11 protein-coding genes are annotated in these 16,932 nt (G+C 69.9%); 3 read left to right on the top strand and 8 right to left on the bottom strand.

Annotation, left to right across the window (positions count from 1 at the left end):
• Positions 1-52 precede the first annotated feature (52 nt).
• From NLI01S_RS22640 to NLI01S_RS22620, 5 genes are all read right to left on the bottom strand, one after another.
• A complete protein-coding gene (locus NLI01S_RS22640; protein ID WP_157091110.1) occupies positions 53-1,039 on the bottom strand; it encodes an ArsR/SmtB family transcription factor in 987 nt (328 codons plus the stop codon).
• 44 nt (positions 1,040-1,083) lie between these two features.
• Positions 1,084-1,911 carry an ABC transporter permease gene (locus NLI01S_RS22635; protein ID WP_067608162.1) on the bottom strand — a complete coding sequence of 276 codons (828 nt, stop codon included), beginning with the start codon at positions 1,909-1,911 and terminating at the stop codon, positions 1,084-1,086.
• Positions 1,908-2,873, bottom strand: a complete 966-nt coding sequence (locus NLI01S_RS22630; RefSeq protein WP_067608160.1) for an ATP-binding cassette domain-containing protein — start codon at positions 2,871-2,873, stop codon at positions 1,908-1,910. Before NLI01S_RS22630 ends, NLI01S_RS22635 begins: the two co-directional genes overlap by 4 nt.
• 152 nt (positions 2,874-3,025) lie before the next feature.
• The gene (locus NLI01S_RS22625; RefSeq protein WP_067608157.1) at positions 3,026-5,572 is read right to left on the bottom strand and encodes an ABC transporter permease; all 2,547 of its coding nucleotides are present in this window, start codon (positions 5,570-5,572) and stop codon (positions 3,026-3,028) included.
• Positions 5,573-5,574: 2 nt separating this feature from the next.
• Positions 5,575-6,285 carry an ABC transporter ATP-binding protein gene (locus tag NLI01S_RS22620; RefSeq protein ID WP_084392816.1) on the bottom strand — a complete coding sequence of 237 codons (711 nt, stop codon included), beginning with the start codon at positions 6,283-6,285 and terminating at the stop codon, positions 5,575-5,577.
• Positions 6,286-6,476: 191 nt separating this feature from the next.
• Between NLI01S_RS22620 and NLI01S_RS22615 the strand changes: the two genes are divergently transcribed.
• Together NLI01S_RS22615 and NLI01S_RS22610 are read left to right on the top strand one after the other, a co-directional pair.
• Positions 6,477-7,766, top strand: a complete 1,290-nt coding sequence (locus NLI01S_RS22615; protein ID WP_084392815.1) for a sensor histidine kinase — start codon at positions 6,477-6,479, stop codon at positions 7,764-7,766.
• Entirely contained in the window at positions 7,754-8,398 is a 645-nt protein-coding gene (locus NLI01S_RS22610) for a response regulator transcription factor (protein WP_067608154.1), read from the top strand. Before NLI01S_RS22615 ends, NLI01S_RS22610 begins: the two co-directional genes overlap by 13 nt.
• Here NLI01S_RS22610 and NLI01S_RS22605 read toward each other — a convergent pair.
• The 3 genes from NLI01S_RS22605 to cysS form a co-directional block, all read right to left on the bottom strand.
• Positions 8,383-11,487: an ATP-binding protein gene (locus tag NLI01S_RS22605; RefSeq protein ID WP_157091108.1), complete on the bottom strand. Its 3,105-nt coding sequence runs from the start codon at positions 11,485-11,487 to the stop codon at positions 8,383-8,385. The genes NLI01S_RS22610 and NLI01S_RS22605 overlap by 16 nt on opposite strands.
• Before the next feature lie 111 nt (positions 11,488-11,598).
• Positions 11,599-12,570: a 23S rRNA (guanosine(2251)-2'-O)-methyltransferase RlmB gene (gene rlmB / locus NLI01S_RS22600; protein ID WP_067608183.1), complete on the bottom strand. Its 972-nt coding sequence runs from the start codon at positions 12,568-12,570 to the stop codon at positions 11,599-11,601.
• 142 nt (positions 12,571-12,712) lie between these two features.
• Positions 12,713-14,113, bottom strand: a complete 1,401-nt coding sequence (gene cysS, locus NLI01S_RS22595) for a cysteine--tRNA ligase (protein WP_067608148.1) — start codon at positions 14,111-14,113, stop codon at positions 12,713-12,715.
• A 288-nt stretch (positions 14,114-14,401) separates the two neighbouring features.
• On the opposite strand from cysS, the gene NLI01S_RS22590 reads away from it, so the two are divergent.
• Complete coding sequence (locus NLI01S_RS22590; RefSeq protein WP_067608146.1) at positions 14,402-16,279, top strand: hypothetical protein; 1,878 nt, start codon at positions 14,402-14,404, stop codon at positions 16,277-16,279.
• Positions 16,280-16,932: the final 653 nt, after the last annotated feature.

Raw genomic sequence — 16,932 nt, 5'->3', positions numbered from 1 at the left:
AGGGGCGCCGTGGTTCTCACGGCGTCCCTCCGCCTTTCCCCGCGGTGCGGTGTCAGGCCGATTCGGCCAACCGCGCCCGCCTGCCTCTCGCGCGGGACGCGCGATGAGGGGCCACCCTGGCCGCGTGGATGCCGCGGCCCAGGAGGGCCAGTCCGAAGTCGGTGGCCAGGTGCCGGGTACGGTTGCCCTCCCTGGACGTGGTGATCAGACCCGCCTCCCGCAGGATCGCGGTGTGTTCGCTGATCACGGTCGGGGAGACGTAGAGGAGGGCGGCCAACTCCCCGGTGGAGAAGGGAGCCACCAGCCGGGCCAGGATCACCGACCGGGTCTTTCCCAGCAGACGCCCCAGGGAAGGCGCCCCCGAAGCGGTGTCCGAGAGCAGGTTGTCGAGGTGTTCCCCGGGTCCTCGCGCGGGGAACAACAGGGTGGTGCGAACGGAATCGTCCTCGTCCGCGCGCGGCACCGTCCAGTGGACCAGCCTCGGAGCGTCGTCGAGGAAGACCGAGGGCATCAGTACCAGGCCGTTCCCCGCCGGGCGCACCCGGCGGTCCTCGCCGTCGTCCACGGTCAGGACGAGCCCTTCCCCGCCGTTGTGGACTCGGGCTCCCAACGATTCCAGTCCCGCGAGGACGCCCGAGAGGTTCATCGTGCGGCCGAGACGGCCTCCCGCGGTCGAGTGCTGACCGCGTAGCCCCGCCCCCACGGGGGCGAGGACCGTACGGTACAGGCATCCGAGCACGGAGAGTGCCCACCGGACCTCCTCGGTGACCGGTCCCGGAACACCGTCTCCCTCGGGACCGGACGCTTCCAACAGCGCGGGCAGAACGGCCGGTGTAAGGCGTTGCGCCCCCTCCAGGTCCGAGCGCACGACGGGCACGTCCGCCAGAGCGGTTCGCGCCCGGCGCACCCAGTTCTCCCCGCCCCGACCGCCTTCGCCCCGCAGTGGACCGACCGCCAGAGCGGCCTCGACGAGCACCGGCGTCTCACAGTGCACCCGGGTCCGACCGACGTCCTCCATGGAGAGGTGAATCCTCGACAACGCTCCGTTCCTTTCTCTTCGACCGACCGGTTCGGTGGCCGGGGTCAGCGCACGCGGCGCAGGTAGGCCCGTAGGGCCAACGGCATGAGCACGATCTGGATGCAGGCCACCGACCCCAGGCTGATGAGGATCGGCATGAGCGTGGGACCGCCGATCATCAACCCGCGCACGGCGTCGACGAAGTAGCTGACCGGGTTGACGCCCACCCAGGCCGCCAGCCAATCGGGCATGGTCTCGGGGTCGGCGAAGATGTTGCTGCCGAAGGTCAGGACCAGGATGACCGCCATGGCGATGCCGGGTACCGCTTGGGGCCCGGGGGCGACCATGCCGATGATCACCGACATCCAGCACAGGGTCAGACCGAAGACCACGACCAGCGCACAGGCGAGCAGGGCGGACAGCGGGTCGGTCTGGACACGGAAGCCGAGGGCGAAGGCCAGGAGCAACAGGACGGTCAGCGCGACCACGTAGCGGATCACGTCCCCGAACACGGCTCCGACCAGTGGCGCGGAACGGGCGATCGGCAGACTCCGGAAACGGTCGAAGACACCCTTGGATATGTCGGTGCTCAGGGCCATGCCCGTCCCGATGCTGGCGTACATGGTGATCTGCACCATCAGACCGGGGACGAGGGTCTGGAGGTAGGCCTGCCAGCCCCCCGAGATGGCCCCGCCGAACAGGAAGACGAAGACCAGCAGGAAGAGGACGGGTTGGATGACGGTGTCGATCAGGGACGACGGCGTGCGAACCAGGTAGCGGATGTTGCGCCCGGCGAGGATCATGCCGTGTCTGGCCGCCGTGGCGGGCCCGATCCGGATCCGGGGGCTGCGCTCCACGGGTGGGTGCGACTCGACGGTGGCCGTGGCACTCATGCGCTGCTCTCCTTCTCCGTGGCGGAGGCCTTCTGGCCGGTGAGGGTGAGGAAGACGTCGTCGAGGCTGGGCAGGCCCATGCCCAGCTCGTCGGTGGCGATCGCGGCGTCGTCGAGTCTCCGCACCAACGCGGACAACAGGACCGGGTCCTCCACGGGCGCGCTGAGCCGGCCACGCTCACCATCGACGCTGGGGCGCACCCCGCTCAGCAGTTCGGTGAGGATCTCCTCGGTGCGTCGCACGTCGGCAGGGTCCACCGGACGCACGTGCAGGGCCTGGGAGCCCACTCGCTGCTTGAGCTCCTTGGGAGCGCCCTCCGCGACCACGCGCCCTTGGTCGATGACCGTGACCCGGTCGGCGAGCTGGTCCGCCTCTTCCAGGTACTGCGTGGTGAGCAGGATCGTGGTGCCCTCGTCGGAGAGACCGTGGACGATGCTCCACAGACTGTTGCGGCTGTGCGGGTCCAGTCCCGTGGTCGGCTCGTCCAGGTAGAGCACGCGTGGGCGACCGACCAGACTCGCGGCGAGGTCGATACGGCGTCGCATACCGCCGGAGTAGGTCTTGACGGGGCGATCACCGGCGTCGACCAGGTCGAAACGCGACACGAGTTCGCGGGCGCGCACCCGGGCCTGACGCGTGGAGAGGTCGAGCAGACGCCCGACCAGTTCGAGATTCTCCACTCCGGTGAGTTCCTCGTCGACGGAAGCGTACTGACCCGTCAGCCCGATGATCCCGCGTACGGAGACGGGGTCGCGCAACGCGTCGTGGCCGTCGACGACGACGGTCCCCCCGTCCGGCCGCAACAGCGTCGCGAGAATGCGTACCGTGGTGGTCTTGCCCGCCCCGTTCGGCCCCAGCACGCCCTGGATGCTTCCTCGGGGGATGCTGAGCGATACCCCGTCCAGGGCGGTGTTCGCCCCGTACCGCTTCACCAGGCCCTCGGCCTGGATGCAGGTGTTCATTGGTGTTCCTCCTTCTGTCCGGAGGAACTCTCACAGGGCGGGCGGTCAGTGACCGGTCAGCCCGCGGACACCCGTGACCGGCCGGTCCGTACAGTGACCGGCGTGGTGTCCGCGAACCGACCGAAAGCGCTCCGGACCGCACCGACACACGGTCATTCGTCGGCACCCACCGTCTGCCCGGGGTGCCTGCGCAGCATGACCGTCGTGGGGGCCAGGACCGCCACCGCGCAGATGAGCGCGGTCGCACCCACGACCATCACGTACAACCCCTCCGGCCAGGGTGGGAACGGCGACCCGAGGAAGGCGACGCTGAGCACGGACAGGGGGACCAGGGCCACGATGGTGCCCAGCAGCACGGCCGCGGCGACCAGCACGACGGTCTCCAGAAGGACCGTCCGCACCACCATCCGACGCTCCGTCCCGATCAATCTCAGCAGGGCGAACTCGCGGGATCGCCCCGCCGTGGCCATCACCAGGGAGTTCAGCACGCCGATGGCGACGTAGGCGAGGATCACCCCGAGCCCCGCGAAGTTGATCCAGGCGGCCACGCGCGACTCGGACCGGCCGTCCGCGGCGAGGTCATCGACGCTCTCCGCCTCCAGACCGGGTTGGTCGGCGATCACCGAGGCCAGGGCCTCCTCCAGCCGCTGTCGACCGTACCCCTCGGCCGCACCGACCAGGAGGCGCCGGGGAGGCCCGCTGTGCGCCTCCAGGTCCTGTTCCGGGAACAGGGCCTGACCGAAGCCGAGCCCACGTTCGTACTCGGCGACCAGCCGGACGGTGGCCGGTGTCCCCTCACCGAGTACGACCTCCAGCTCGTCACCGACGCCGACCCCGGCCAGGTCGGCGCTGGAGCTTTCCAACGCGACGGTCCCCGGACGCAGGTCGGACAGGTCCCCCGCGACGACGCCGGGGTCCAGGAGCGTCCCCGCCGCACCGGCCGACACCCCTTGGGCCCTCAGTTCCATCGGCTCCGAGTCACCGAACAGGTCGGCCCGCACGATGACGGAGGTATCGCGCAGGATCGACTCCGCTCCCGTCTCCGGCAAGGCCGAGACCCGCGCCACCACCTGCGGCGGGACACCGGAGGACCCGGTGGCGCGCAGTACCGCGTCCGCGCCGAGACCTTCGTCCACCTGTCGTTCGGCGGCCGCGCCCAGAACGGACTGGGTGGTGACCATGGTCAGGGTGAAACCGACCGCCAACACCAAGGGGGTGAGCAGGGTGGCGAAGCGTCGAGGGTCGGCGGCGGTGGCCGCGGCCGCGAGGAATCCGCTGACCGGCAGCCTTCGCAACAGCCGTCCGGCCGCACCGAGGAGCGGACCCGTCAGTGCCGGGCCGAGCAGGGCGATGCCCAGGACCAGGACGAGAACGGCTCCGCCCGTACCGGCCGCGCCGGCCTCGGTCCGCATACCGAGCGGAGTCATCGCGGCGCTCACGCCCAGGAGCAGGCAGAGGAGCCCCAGTCCCCGACGCCACCCGGGAAGCTCGACCGGGCCCGGCGCGCGCGTCTCGCGCAGCGCCTCGACCGGCGAGGTACGCGCCGCACTCGCGGCCACTCCCAGGGTGCCGACGACCGCGGTGGCCACCACCAACAGCACGGCGACCAAGAACGGCAACGGCCCCAGGGCCGGTGTCAGGTCCGCCGGCACCGCGCCCAGATGGGCGAAGTACGACCGCAGCGCCTCGGCGACCAGGACACCGGGAACGCTCCCCGACACCCCGGCGATCAAGGACAGCAACAGCGTCTCGACGCACACCATGCGGGCGACCTGGCGGGGGGTCGCGCCGATCGCCCGCAGCACGGCGAACTCCCGGAGCCTTCGGTCCGTGACCAGGGCCAGGGTGGTGGTGGCCACGAACAAGGCGATGAGCAGGGCCAACCCACCGAAGGAGAGTGCGACCAACAACAGGAGCGAGCGCCCCTCCCCGACATCGATGAATTCGACGCGGTCGACCGTTCCGTCCTCGTACACCACCGCGTCGGGCACGGCGGCGACCAGCTCGTCCGCGAGCCGGTCGACGTCGGCCCCCTCCTCGGCCACCACCCCGACCGCTTGGAAGGAGTCCGGGGCCGGGGAGAGCCGCGCCGCTTCGTCGGGGTGGAGGAAGAGCACGTGTTCCCGCGCACGTGCGTCATCTTCGTGTCCGGCGACCCCGCTCACCTCGTAGGGCCGTATCCCACCGTCCTCGACCAGTTCGACCCGGTCCCCGACGGTGACCTGGAGCGTCTCGGCGAGCGGCGCGTCCACGACCACCTCCCCGGTGTCACCGGGGGCCTCCCCGTCCACCAGTGTGAACGGACCCAGTGGCGCGGTGTCCCATCCGTGCCCGGACACCGGTGTCACCTCCCCGTCCCGTTCAGGGGAGACGACGTCGAGGGAGAGCCGGTGGTCACCGACCACCGTTCGCACTCCGGTGAGGCCGGCCACCTCCTGGACCGTCTCCCGCGGCAGACCGACGGGTTCGGGCAGCACGGCGCCGGTCGTGCGATGCCGCCCGTCGAACTCCACGGCCGGGTCGCCTCCGAGCACGGCTTCGGCCCCGGCGTAGCGATAGGGCTCCACCGAGGCCCGCAACCCCGACTCGACCAGCACCCCCGAGGCGGTGACGAGGCAGGAGGCGCACGCCAGGGCGAGGAAGGTTCCGGCGAAGGCGCCCTTTCGCGCGCGCAGGGTCTTCAGCGCGACGGAGAGCATGCTCACCCCCTCCCCAGGCGACTCATCCGCTCGGCCACGGTCGGAGCGGTCGGCCCGTCCAGTGAGTCGACGATCCTGCCGTCCGCGAGGAACAGGGCGGTGTCCGCGTAGGAAGCGGCGACAGGATCATGGGTGACCATGAGGACCGTCTGGTCGAGGTCGTCGACGCTCTCGCGGAGCAGTCTCAGGACGCGTCCCCCCGTGTCGGAGTCCAACGCACCGGTGGGCTCGTCGGCCAGGATCAGGTCCGGGCGGCCGATGAGCGCGCGGGCGATGGCCACGCGCTGCTGTTGACCTCCGGAGAGCTCCGCGGGCCTATGCCCGAGCCGGTCCGCGATGCCGACCCGTTCGAGGATCCGGTCCGCCCAGTCCCGGTCCAGCGGCGCACCGGCCAAGCGCAGCGGCAGGGTGACGTTGTCCTGCACGTCGAGTGCGGGGAGCAGGTTGTAGGCCTGGAAGACGAAACCGACCCGTTCACGACGCAGCCGGGTGAGGTCGTTCTCCCCCATCCCCGACAGCGGCACGCCGCCCAGCCAGATCTCACCGTCCGTGGGCCGGTCCACCCCGGAGGCACAGTGCAGGAACGTGCTCTTTCCCGAGCCCGAAGGACCCATTAACACGACGAAACTCCCCCTGGCAACGGATAGGGAAATATCCGCAAGAGCGTCGATCGACCCCCCTTCGGAGTCGTACCTTCGATACACTCCCTCCATTCTCAGAGGAATCTCCTCGACCGTTTCCGAATGAATCTCCGAACCATCACCAGTCGCGACGAAAGACTCACGGAACGACGACATTGAAACCCCCTGGTGGACTTACCCGCATCGTACATCAAAGGATTCAAGAAAAAAGTCCCGCCAGAGTTCCCCGCCATTCTGAGAAGCAACGGAGACCGCAGGGAACGATGCCGAGGGACAAGGGTCGGACCAAGGAATCAGCACGCCGCACACCTGGTGGAGGAAGGCTTGCGGCCAGAGCTCGGGGACTGCTCGGAGCGTGCCGGGGCACGACGGACGACACACGGTACATCGTCCATGCGTTTCGTTCCTCAACGCACACCTGGTTTCTTCTCGTCATCCTTCTCATCGCCCAGATCACCACCTCTTTCCTCATCGGATATCCACTGCGCCGATGGGTCGTTAATCGTCTGATCCGGGTCGCGAACAGGGACAACGAGTCCGCTGTTCGACACCTGACCCTGCGAGGCCACGAAAAATCGATCTCGCGTAGTGACAGGGAAGGCGATCCGGCTTTCCTCACCGCCGTGCGCTGGGCCCTGGAGAACTCGGCGGCCGGCTCCGTGATCGGCTGTGTGACGCTGGTCCTCGCCGTCGGGACCGTGGTCTCCTTCACCTGCCCGTTGTGGTGGTGGTCGCTCCCCTCCGAGTACGCGGTCAACCCGGGCCTGTACCGGGTCGACTCCTGGGCCGCGGCCGCGGTGACCCCGCTCGTCGGCCTCGTCTACCTCTCCCTGTACCTGGCCCTGGTCCCCCGGTCGGCGCTCTGGCACTCCCGGCTGGCGCACCGCACCCTCCTCCAGCGAGGGGACCGCGGACTCCTCGCCCGAATCACCCAGATCACGGCTTCGCGCGACGACGCGCTGGAGGTGCACCGGACGGAACTCCAGCGCATCGAGCGGGACCTGCACGACGGCACCCAGAACCGCCTGGTCGCCGTGCGCGTGCACCTGGGACTCCTCGAACGGATACTGGCCGAGGACCCCGAACGCGCATGGGGCCTGTTGGAGACCACCAAGGACGCCGCCGACGAGGCACTGCGCGAACTCCGCCACGTCGTCCGGAGCATCTACCCCCCGCTGCTGGCCGACCGAGGTCTGGCCTCGGCCGTCTCCTCCCTGGCCGCCCGCTGCGCCCTGCCCTGCTCCGTCGAAGCGGACGGGTTGGGCCGTGCGCCCGTCGCCGTCGAAACAGCCGCCTACTTCGTGGTCGCCGAGGCCCTCACCAATGTCCACAAGCACTCCAACGGTTCCCGAGCCTCGGTGGTCCTCACCGAGACCGCGGGGTCGGTCCTCGTCCGTGTCACCGACGACGGCCACGGCGGGGCGGACGAGCACGCCGGAAGCGGGTTGGCCGGACTACGCCGACGGGTCGCCTCCTTGGAGGGGACGCTGAACATCTCCAGCCCGGCCGACGGACCCACCACAGTGGAAGCGAGATTCCCATGCGCGTACTGATCGCCGAGGACGACGTCCTCCTGCGTCAAGGCCTCTCCCTGCTGCTGGAGGTGGAGGGGTTCGAGATGGTGGGCGCCGCGCAGGACGCGGAAACCTTCCTGGAACTGTTCGACCGGCATCGGCCCGACACCGCCGTGATCGACGTACGTCTGCCACCGAACTTCTCCGACGAGGGCCTGCGCGCCGCCGCCGAAATCCGGCGTCGGGTGCCGAACATGCCGGTGCTGGTCCTGTCGGCGCACGTCGACCACGAGTACGCGGGAGAGCTCCTCGGCAGTGGGACCAACGGGATCGGCTACCTGCTCAAGGACCGGGTGGGCGAGGTGAGCGACTTCGTGGAGGCGCTGACCCGAGTGGCCCGGGGCGGTGTCGCGTTGGACCCGGAGGTGGTCGACCAACTCATCGGCGGGCGTCCCGCCGGCGACCCCCTCGGCTCCCTCACCGACCGCGAGCACCAGGTACTGGACCTCATGGCGCAAGGGCACGACAACGCGGGGATCTGTTCCCTGCTGGGTCTGTCCACCCCCGCGGTCAGCAAGCACATCGGTGCGATCTTCGGCAAGCTCGGCCTGTCCGGCCCGGGCAACGGCCACCGGCGTGTCCAGGCGGTGCTGACCTATCTCCGGAAGTAGTCCGCGTCCGCCATGAGGGCGTCGAGTTCCGCGCGGCCCAGTTCCTTCTCCAGACGCGCCAGGAGATCGCGCACCCGGGGACTCCCCTCGTCCCTACGGCCCCGGGTATGGGCGGCCGTCCCCAGGGCTCGGGCCGCGGCACGCGCGTCGCCCCCAGCCGACTCCACCCTGGCCATGAGTTCGAGGGCCGAGGCGGAGTAGGAGTTCATGCCCGACCCCACCGCCAGTTCCAGCGCGGCGGTGGCCGCCTCCACGGCCCGCCCGAGGTCGTGTTCCACCAGGGCGATCGCGGCCTCACGCTGCAACACCTCGGACCGCAGGTAGTCGGCGTCCAGGCGGGCGTCGCCCAGCAGGACGCGCGCCTCGGAGGTCAGGCTCCGGGCCTCTACCGTCAGCCCTCGGGCGAGCGCCAGGTCGCTCATCCGCACCAGGGACTGGATGCGGTGCTCGACGAGCGGAGCCGGTTCGGCGGCGAGCACCCGGGCGAACGTGGTGTCGGCGTCGTCGAGGTGACCGGCACGAACCTGTTCCGTGCCCAGACTGATCAACACGGGCACGGTCAGGCTCGCGCTCTCGCCCACCGTCCCGGTCAGTTCCAACGTCTCCCGGAGTCCGCGTACCGCGCGTTCGCCCTCGCCCCGAACCGACTGGTACTCGGCCAGGGCCCTGAGCAGTTGGGCGGTCATCCACCGGTCCCCCACCACGCGGAAGGCCGCGACGGCCTCCTCGGTGTCGGCCTCGGCCCCGGCCGCGTCCCCCTTGGCCTCCGCCCACAGCGCGCGGTAGGAGAGCCCCGCCGCGCGCACCCAGGGATGCGGGTGTTCCCGGGTGACCTCGATGACCGATCCGACGAGGTCCCAGTCTCCGGCGGCCAACGCGCACCTGAGGCCGATCACGGCCAGCGGCGGATAGGCGGAGAGCGCTTCGGCGTCGGTCGCCAACCGCACCGCGTCGGCCTGGCCCGTGCCGCCCTGTCCCTGGAGCATGACCCGCAGAGCGCGGAGTACGTTCCGGGTGTCTCCAGGGAACTCCTCGTCCCGGTCCACGACCTCCCCCACCCATCGGGAGGCGTCCTCGTATCGTCCACGGAGCACCCAATACCAGCTCAATGCACGGCTCAGGCGGGCCGCCGACGACGCGTCCCCCCGCTCCATCGAGTACCGGACCACGGCCATGACGTTGTCGTACTCATCGTCCAGAACGCGCAGCGCCTTGATCTGTCCACGACCGAGCAGCTCTTGGGCGCAGGTCTGTACCAGGTCGGTGTAGTGGGCGACGGCACCGGCCCACGCGGGCCCCTCCTCCCCGGACTCCAGCAGCCGTTCGAGTGCGTACGCCTGGGTCGTCTCCAAAAAGCGGTAACGGGTCAGACCCTCCGAGGAGTCGGTGGCGCGCAGCAGCGACCTGTCGCTCAGTCCCGCCAACAGGAACGGTACGTCCTCCCGGGCGACACCGGCCCCGGAACAGACCGCGGCGGCCGCGGACGCCGTCACCCCGCCGGGGAGGACCGACATCCTGGACGCCACGGCGCGCTCCTCGTCGGTCAGCAGGTTCCAGCTCCACTCCAGTACGGCGCGCAGGGTGCGGTGCCGGCTCGTGATCGGCCTACGGGTGGTGGACAACAGGGCGAACCGTTCCTCCAGGTGCCGGGAGATCTCCTGGAGGGACATCGCCCGGGTGCGCGCCGCGGCCAGCTCGATGGCCAATGGAAGCCCGTCGAGGCGTCGGCAGATCTCCGCCACCACCTCCATCGCCTCGTCGTCGAGGACCAGGCCCGGATCGGCCAGGGAGGCCAGTTCGACGAACATGGCCACGGCGGTGGATCGCCGGGGGTCGCCCTCGGGGAGCCCGAGAGGGTCCAGGGAGATCAACGCCTCCCCATTGACCGCGAGGGGTTCCCTGCTGGTGGCGAGCACGCACAGCTGCGGACAGTGCGCGAGCAGGCGCACGAGCACGGCGGCGATGTCGTCCACCAGGTGCTCGCAGTTGTCCAGGACCAGCAGAGCCCGGCTCCCGGAGAAGGCGGAGAAGACCTGGGACAGGCGGCTCGGGCCGAGGTCCTGACCGACCGCTAGTGGGCCACCTCCGATACCGGCGGCGGCGGCCAGCGCGTCGATGACACCGTTCTCCTCGCGGGCGACCGCCAACTCCACGAAGTAGACCTGGCGGTCGCCTTCCTCGCCGCGTGAGGCGAACTCGGCCGCGGTGCGTGTCTTGCCCACCCCGCCAGGGCCGAAGAGGGTCACCAGGCGGGTGCGTTCCAGCAGGGACCCGATCGATTCGAGTTCCCGCTCACGCCCGAAGAAACGGGTGAGATAGGGGTTGGACCAGCCGTGTCGGGGTGGTGCCACCTCACGCAGGATGTTCGTGTGGAGTTCGCGGATCCATGGCGCGGGGTCCGCCCCCAATTCCTCGGCCAGGGTGGTACGCAGACGCTCGTAGGCGGCCAGGGCCTCGCCGTCGCGACCGCTCTGGTGCAGGGCCTGGACCAGTAGACCGTGGCAGCGCTCCCGTAGTGGGTGGGCGTCGCACATGGCCCGCAGTGCCGGGACCGGGTCGTCCTTTCCTCCTGTCCGGAAACCGCTCTCGACCAGATCCTCGGTGGCGCTCAGCCGTAGCTCCGCCAAGCGCCGACGCTCGGTCTCGGCGAAGCGCGCGCGAACGTCCACCAAGGGTTCGTCACGCCACAGGTCCAAGGCGCGGCGCAACGTCTCGGCCGCGCCATGGGGATCGTGGCCGCGCAACAGGGCACCACCCCGGGCGACCAGCCGCTCGAAGACGTGCGAGTCGACCTCTTCGGGTGCCACGTCGAGCATGTACCCGCCGGACGTCGCCACCGGTCCGAGGGTTGTGACGTCCTGGGCACGCAGCTGGGAACGGGCTCTGGAGGCCAGCCGCTGGACGGTGCTGTGGCCACCGTCCGGCGGGACACCGTCCCACAGGTCCTCCAGTAGGACCGCCGTGGGGACCACCTGCCCCGGAGACAGCGCCAACCGGGCCAGCAGGGAGACCACACGCCCACCGGGGACGGACGACAGCCGCCCCCGGCCGTCTCGAACCCCGAAGGGCCCCAGCATCTCTACGCGCATGGTTCGAATCTGCCAGAACGGTCCCGGCCTCACAAACGACTCCCTGGTCCGCTATCGGCCCCGGGCACGGGTGGGACGACCGAAACCGATCCTTCAGGAGTTCGGGAAGGTCTACTCCGCTTGGGCGACCCGGCGACGTGCCACCTCGTAGAGGGACACACCCGCGGCGACCGAAGCGTTCAGGGACTCGGCGCCACTGATCGGGATGCTCGCGACCACGTCACAGGTCTCGCGGACCAGACGGGACAGACCCTTGCCCTCGGCACCCACGACGATGACGAGCGGTCCGGTGGCCAGCTCCAGGTCGGGCAGCCGCGCGTCCCCGCCCGCGTCGAGACCGACGACGAACAGACCCGCCTTCTTGTAGGCCTCCAGGGCTCGGGTCAGGTTGGTGGCCTGAGCGACGGGCAGCTTGGCCAGCGTGCCCGCGGAGGTCTTCCACGAAGCCATGGTCACCCCGGCGGCACGACGCTCGGGGATGAGCAGGCCGTGAGCGCCGAAGGCGGTGGCGGAGCGGGCGATGGCGCCCAGGTTGTGCGGGTCGGTCACCCCGTCCAGGGCCACGATCAGCGCCGGAGTCCGCGAGTCCAGCGCCTTGTCCAGCAGCCCCTCGGACGCCCAGTACTGGTAGGGCCGCACCTGCAACACCATGCCCTGGTGGGCCGCGCCGGGCAGGCCGTTGCTCTCACAACGACGGTCCAGCTCCGAGCGGGTCACCTCGACCACGTCCACGCCCTGCGCGCCGGCCGACTTGGCGGCCTCGTTGACGCGCTCGTCCGGGTCCAGGCTGTTGGACAGGAACAGGCGGGTGGCGGGCATGCCGGCACGCAGTGCCTCCACGACCGGGTTGCGACCGATCAGCAGATCGGAGTTGTCCGGGCGGTTGGGCGAACGCTCGGGGCCACCACCCTGGCCGGCGGAACCACCGGAACGCGCGGCGCTCTTGTTCGCCTTGTGACGCTGCTTGCCCTCGTACCAGTGCCGCTGCTCGGCGGGCAGAGTGCCGCTCTTGGCTTCGAGGGACCGACGTCCCTTACCGCCGCTGCCCTTGGTCGGGCCCTTCTTGTTCTTCTTCGCCGGCATGATCGCCGCCTCCAAATACGTGTCGCGAGCATGCCGGAAGAACACTTCCGGCCGATGGGTCGCCGTCTCGCCGATGGGCGGCGGCAAACTCCCAGCCTAGTGGGGACGCGTGACCACACGCGTCGGTTCGGGATCGGTCGGGTCAGCCCCGGCGCAGGTCCCAGCGCGGCCCCTGCGGGGTGTCCTCGACCACCACGCCGGCATCGGCCAGCTGGTCACGGATGGCGTCGGCGGCGGCGTAGTCCTTACGCCCCCGAGCGGCCTTGCGCTGTTCGAGTGCGACCGCCACGAGTGCGCCCACGACCTCGCTCAGCCCTTGGTCTCCGGAGGCCCACTGCGGGCTCAACGGGTCCAGACCGAGCACCTCGAGCATGGTGCGCAGCTCGTTGGCCAACTCCGCGGCCCGTTCCTTGGCACCGGAGGCCAGCGCGGTGTTGCCCTCGCGCACGTGCCCGTGGACCACCGCCAGGGCCTGCGAGACACCGAGATCGTCGTTGAGCGCCTCGGTGAACTCCTTGGGGACGTCCAGAGCGTGCTCGACGGAGCCCAGCACCTCGACGGCGCGGGTGAGGAAGCCCTCGATGCGCTGGTAGGCCACGGCGGCCTCCTGCAACGCGGCGTCGGAGTAGTCGATGGTGGACCGGTAGTGCGCCTGTCCCAGGTAGTAGCGCAGCTCGACGGCCCGCACCTTCTCCAGCATCTGCGGGATGCGCAGCGAGTTGCCGAGCGACTTGCTCATCTTCTCGCCGCCCACGGCCAGCAGACCGTTGTGCAGCCAGTACCGGGCGAACCCGTCACCCGCGGCCCGGGACTGGGCCTGCTCGTTCTCGTGGTGCGGGAAGACCAGGTCCAGACCGCCGCCATGGATGTCGAAGCTGGGGCCCAGGTACTTGGTCGCCATGGCCGAGCACTCCAGGTGCCAACCCGGACGTCCCCGGCCCCAAGGGGTGTCCCAGGTGGGCTCACCCGGCTTGGCGCCCTTCCACAGGGCGAAGTCTCGGGGGTCGCGCTTGTCCCGGTCCGGGTCGGTGTCCGCTGCCTCGACCAGCTGGTCCGGGCGCTGGTTGGACAGCTCCCCGTAGGCCGGGTAGGAACCCACGTTGAAGTAGACGTCGCCGCAGCCGTCCTCGGACGGGTAGGCGTGACCGGCGTCGATGAGGCGCCGCATGAGCTCGATCATCTCCGGCACGTGACCGGTGGCGCGCGGCTCGACCGTGGGCGGCAGGCAGCCCAGGATGTCGTAGGCCCAGGTGAAGGCGCGCTGGTTGCGCTCGCTCACCTGCCACCACGGAACGTCCTCTTCCGCCGCGACCTTGATGATCTTGTCGTCGATGTCGGTGACGTTGCGGCAGAAGGTGACCTCGTACCCGAGGTGGGTCAGCCACCGGCGCAGGATGTCGAAGTTGACGCCCGACCTGATGTGGCCGATGTGGGGAGGTGCCTGCACGGTGGCACCACACAGGTACAGGGAGGCACACCCTTCGCGAAGCGGGGTGAACTCTCGAACCTGTCGGGCACTGGTGTCATAGAAGCGCAGACTCACACGGTCAAGCGTATCCGCTTTCCCCTCGCGTATGCGTCACAAACCTCTAAGCTCCACCACCTCCCTTCGCCCTCCGGACAGTCCCGAGCACTTATATGTGGTGAACCGTATTCGCCCTGTTCGGATGTGACTTGCCCCCTTCACAAGGGACGACTCACCCGGGCCGCGACCGAACACGCTCCGTCAATTCCCTCAGGAACGGACATAACCTCTCCTTCTCTAGGCGTCGGGAAGCAACCGGAATCGGCCGGAATCTCGTGTTAGCGCCACCCGCTGGACTACGCTGCGATGACGATGGCCCCTTACAACAACGCCCCCGAGACGGGGACACGTAACGGTCGTAGCGCGGATCGCGGCGCGGGAGCCGGTGCTCTCGTCTTCGGCGCGCTGTTCGTCGGCGTCATCGCCGCGTGCACACTCTTCATCGCTTACGAGGGCATCTACCGCCTCGCCGCGATCGTGCACGCCGACAGCGCCCTCCCTCTGGCCCACGTGTTCCCGGTGACCTTCACCCTGCTGGTCCTCATGGCCTTCTGGGTCAGCTACATGTTGCGCGCGGCCCCGCCACGCGAACGCCTGTGGATCGACATCGGTCTGATCCCACTGCTGATCCTCAGCGCAGCGGTACCCATGGTTCTGACCAGGACCGCTTGGTTCGCCGAGCTGGGCGACACCCTCCCCCGCGGTCTCACCGTGGTGGTGGCGGTAGCGCCGTTGGCCGCGCTGATGGTCGCCTTCCTGCTGTGGATCGCCGTGCGGGCGCACGTGCGGCGACGGAACGCGCAGGCACGTCCCCGGCCCAAACCCAGCGACGACCGCACCACCGTCCTACGAGGTGCGCCCAAGCCCCGGACCGAACCCAGGGAGGACGCGCCCGAGGCCCTCAAGACACGACTGCTGCGTCTGGGCGGCGAGCCGGAGGAGCTGGAAGAGCCCGAGAAGCCTGAAAAGCTCGACAGGCCCGAGGAACCGGCGCGTACCGAGCCGGAGATCGAAGCGCAGGCGAGTGGTTCCGAGGCGCCCACCGAACCCATCCCGCACGTCGTGGAAGCGGGGGCGGGGGAAGCCGGGGAAGCCGAGGAAGAGGAGACGGGGGGAGCAGAGACAGAGGGAGCGGAAGAGCCTCGGGAAGAGGACGAGCTGTCGGGGTCCGGGCTGCCGGAACCCGGGCTGCCGGGACTTGAACTGTCGGAACCCGAGCCCTCCGTCCCCACGGTCCGGCTGCCGCGACGCGCCCGCACCGGCGACAACCCGATCAAGCGGGCCGCCGCCGAGGCACCGGTGGTGCCGGGGGCCCAAGCCCCCGAACCGGAACCGACCGGCATCGATGACGCCAAGGACACCGAGGACGCCGAGGACTTCCATCCGGTGACGTGGGAGGTGTCGACCGGCGAACGGGATGAGGGGTTCGTGCACGAACCCGACGTCGGCGACCCCAGCTCGGACGAGTCCGAGGCCCCACCGCTCCCGCCGCCGGCACCCGATTCAGGCGAGCAGGACGAACCCGAGACGGAGCCTTGGGAGGAGGAATCCGACTCCACCGAGCCTGCGCAGAAGCTGCCCGGTGTTCGCCTGTTCTTCCCCGAACACACCGACGAAGCCTCTGAACCCACGGAACCCGAGGAGTCCGAGGAGTTCGAGGAGCCCGAAGAACCCACGGTGGCCACCGCGAACGAGCCTTCGGATAGGGGCGTCCCCCTGTGGGAGCCCCCGGCTGACCGCTCCGAGGCATCCGCGTTGGACGACTACGTGCCGCCGGTGTGGACACCACCCGAGGAGGAGGAATCCCCCGAACCGGAGCCCCTGCCGTCGCTCGATTCCGTCGCTCAGCGGACCGGATCGACCGCAGACCTCGCCCTGGACCACGACACCGGCCCCGAGGTACGCGCCGCTTTCCGGTGGGGATCCATGCCGCCGGGCGCCGCACGCCCCGAGCCGGAGCCCGAACCCGAACCCCTCCTCGAATCGGAACCCGAGGTGGTGGAGGAACCCACCGCCGAGGAGATCGATCGGGCCCCGGAGCCCACTCCGCGGCCACGACCCGGTGATCCGGTGCGCAAGCGCCCGATGGTGCTCAAGCCCCCGAGGCCGCCCATGCCTGATTTCACTTCGGGCCCACCCTCTCGAAGGGTACGCAGCGAGCCGCTACCCCCCGAGGATCACTGACCCGACCGGCCCCGGAGCCCAGAAGGCTTCCCGGGGCCGACGTGTGTCCGAACGCCTCTGCGGGCGTCGTGGCGCGTGTCGGACCGCTGGGGACAGGTAGACGGGCTACGGGAAGGCCGAGTAGAGGATCACCATCGACCTCCGCCGGCGCAGGTCCCCTGTGCCCCGGCGTATCCCGGATACAGTCCCACCCGTATTCGCCGACTCCATCAGTGCCTCCGTCTGTCGCCGTGGTCGGCGCCCGACCCGAAGTTGCGCAGGTCCAGGTCCGGACCCCGCCCTGCCCCTGGGCTCTCCGAAGGCGGTTATCCACAGACCGTGGATACGTCCTGACGACCGAGCACTCACCCCCGTAATGTCGATTTGGGGGAGCCTGTTTTCTCCCGGCTTCGTGCTGCCCGGAATCGCTTTGGACCAGGGGGAGCGGCGGAAAGGCAGGCAGGCGTGCGGGTGGGAGGTCGGGAGAGCGGTAGAGAGACGCGGGCCGAAGACGCGGGCCGGAGGGAGATGAGCCCTGCAGCACTTCAGGACGCCCTTGGCGGTAGCCTCCACGCTGGCTTGGCGGATGGCTGGCGGCTGGCGGCTGGCGGCTGGCGGCTGGCGGGGCGCCTCGGGTCGATGCTCTTGGAGTTGTTGGGCGTCACTTGGGTGTG

Origin of the sequence: Nocardiopsis listeri NBRC 13360, from assembly GCF_001570765.1 — a bacterium.
Classification (GTDB): Bacteria; Actinomycetota; Actinomycetes; order Streptosporangiales; family Streptosporangiaceae; genus Nocardiopsis; species Nocardiopsis listeri.
Note: the sequence above shows the minus strand (reverse complement) of the source record. Positions and strands in the feature narration are given on the sequence as shown.

Excerpts from the sequence above, each read along its gene's own strand:
- NLI01S_RS22620 (WP_084392816.1), bottom strand. The coding sequence starts at position 6,285 with ATGGAGGGAGTGTATCGAAGGTACGACTCCGAAGGGGGGTCGATCGAC.
- NLI01S_RS22630 (WP_067608160.1), bottom strand. The coding sequence starts at position 2,873 with ATGAACACCTGCATCCAGGCCGAGGGCCTGGTGAAGCGGTACGGGGCG.
- NLI01S_RS22635 (WP_067608162.1), bottom strand. The coding sequence starts at position 1,911 with ATGAGTGCCACGGCCACCGTCGAGTCGCACCCACCCGTGGAGCGCAGC.
- NLI01S_RS22605 (WP_157091108.1), bottom strand. The coding sequence starts at position 11,487 with ATGCGCGTAGAGATGCTGGGGCCCTTCGGGGTTCGAGACGGCCGGGGG.
- NLI01S_RS22615 (WP_084392815.1), top strand. The coding sequence starts at position 6,477 with ATGCCGAGGGACAAGGGTCGGACCAAGGAATCAGCACGCCGCACACCT.
- NLI01S_RS22625 (WP_067608157.1), bottom strand. The coding sequence starts at position 5,572 with ATGCTCTCCGTCGCGCTGAAGACCCTGCGCGCGCGAAAGGGCGCCTTC.
- NLI01S_RS22590 (WP_067608146.1), top strand. The coding sequence starts at position 14,402 with ATGACGATGGCCCCTTACAACAACGCCCCCGAGACGGGGACACGTAAC.
- NLI01S_RS22610 (WP_067608154.1), top strand. The coding sequence starts at position 7,754 with ATGCGCGTACTGATCGCCGAGGACGACGTCCTCCTGCGTCAAGGCCTC.
- rlmB (WP_067608183.1), bottom strand. The coding sequence starts at position 12,570 with ATGCCGGCGAAGAAGAACAAGAAGGGCCCGACCAAGGGCAGCGGCGGT.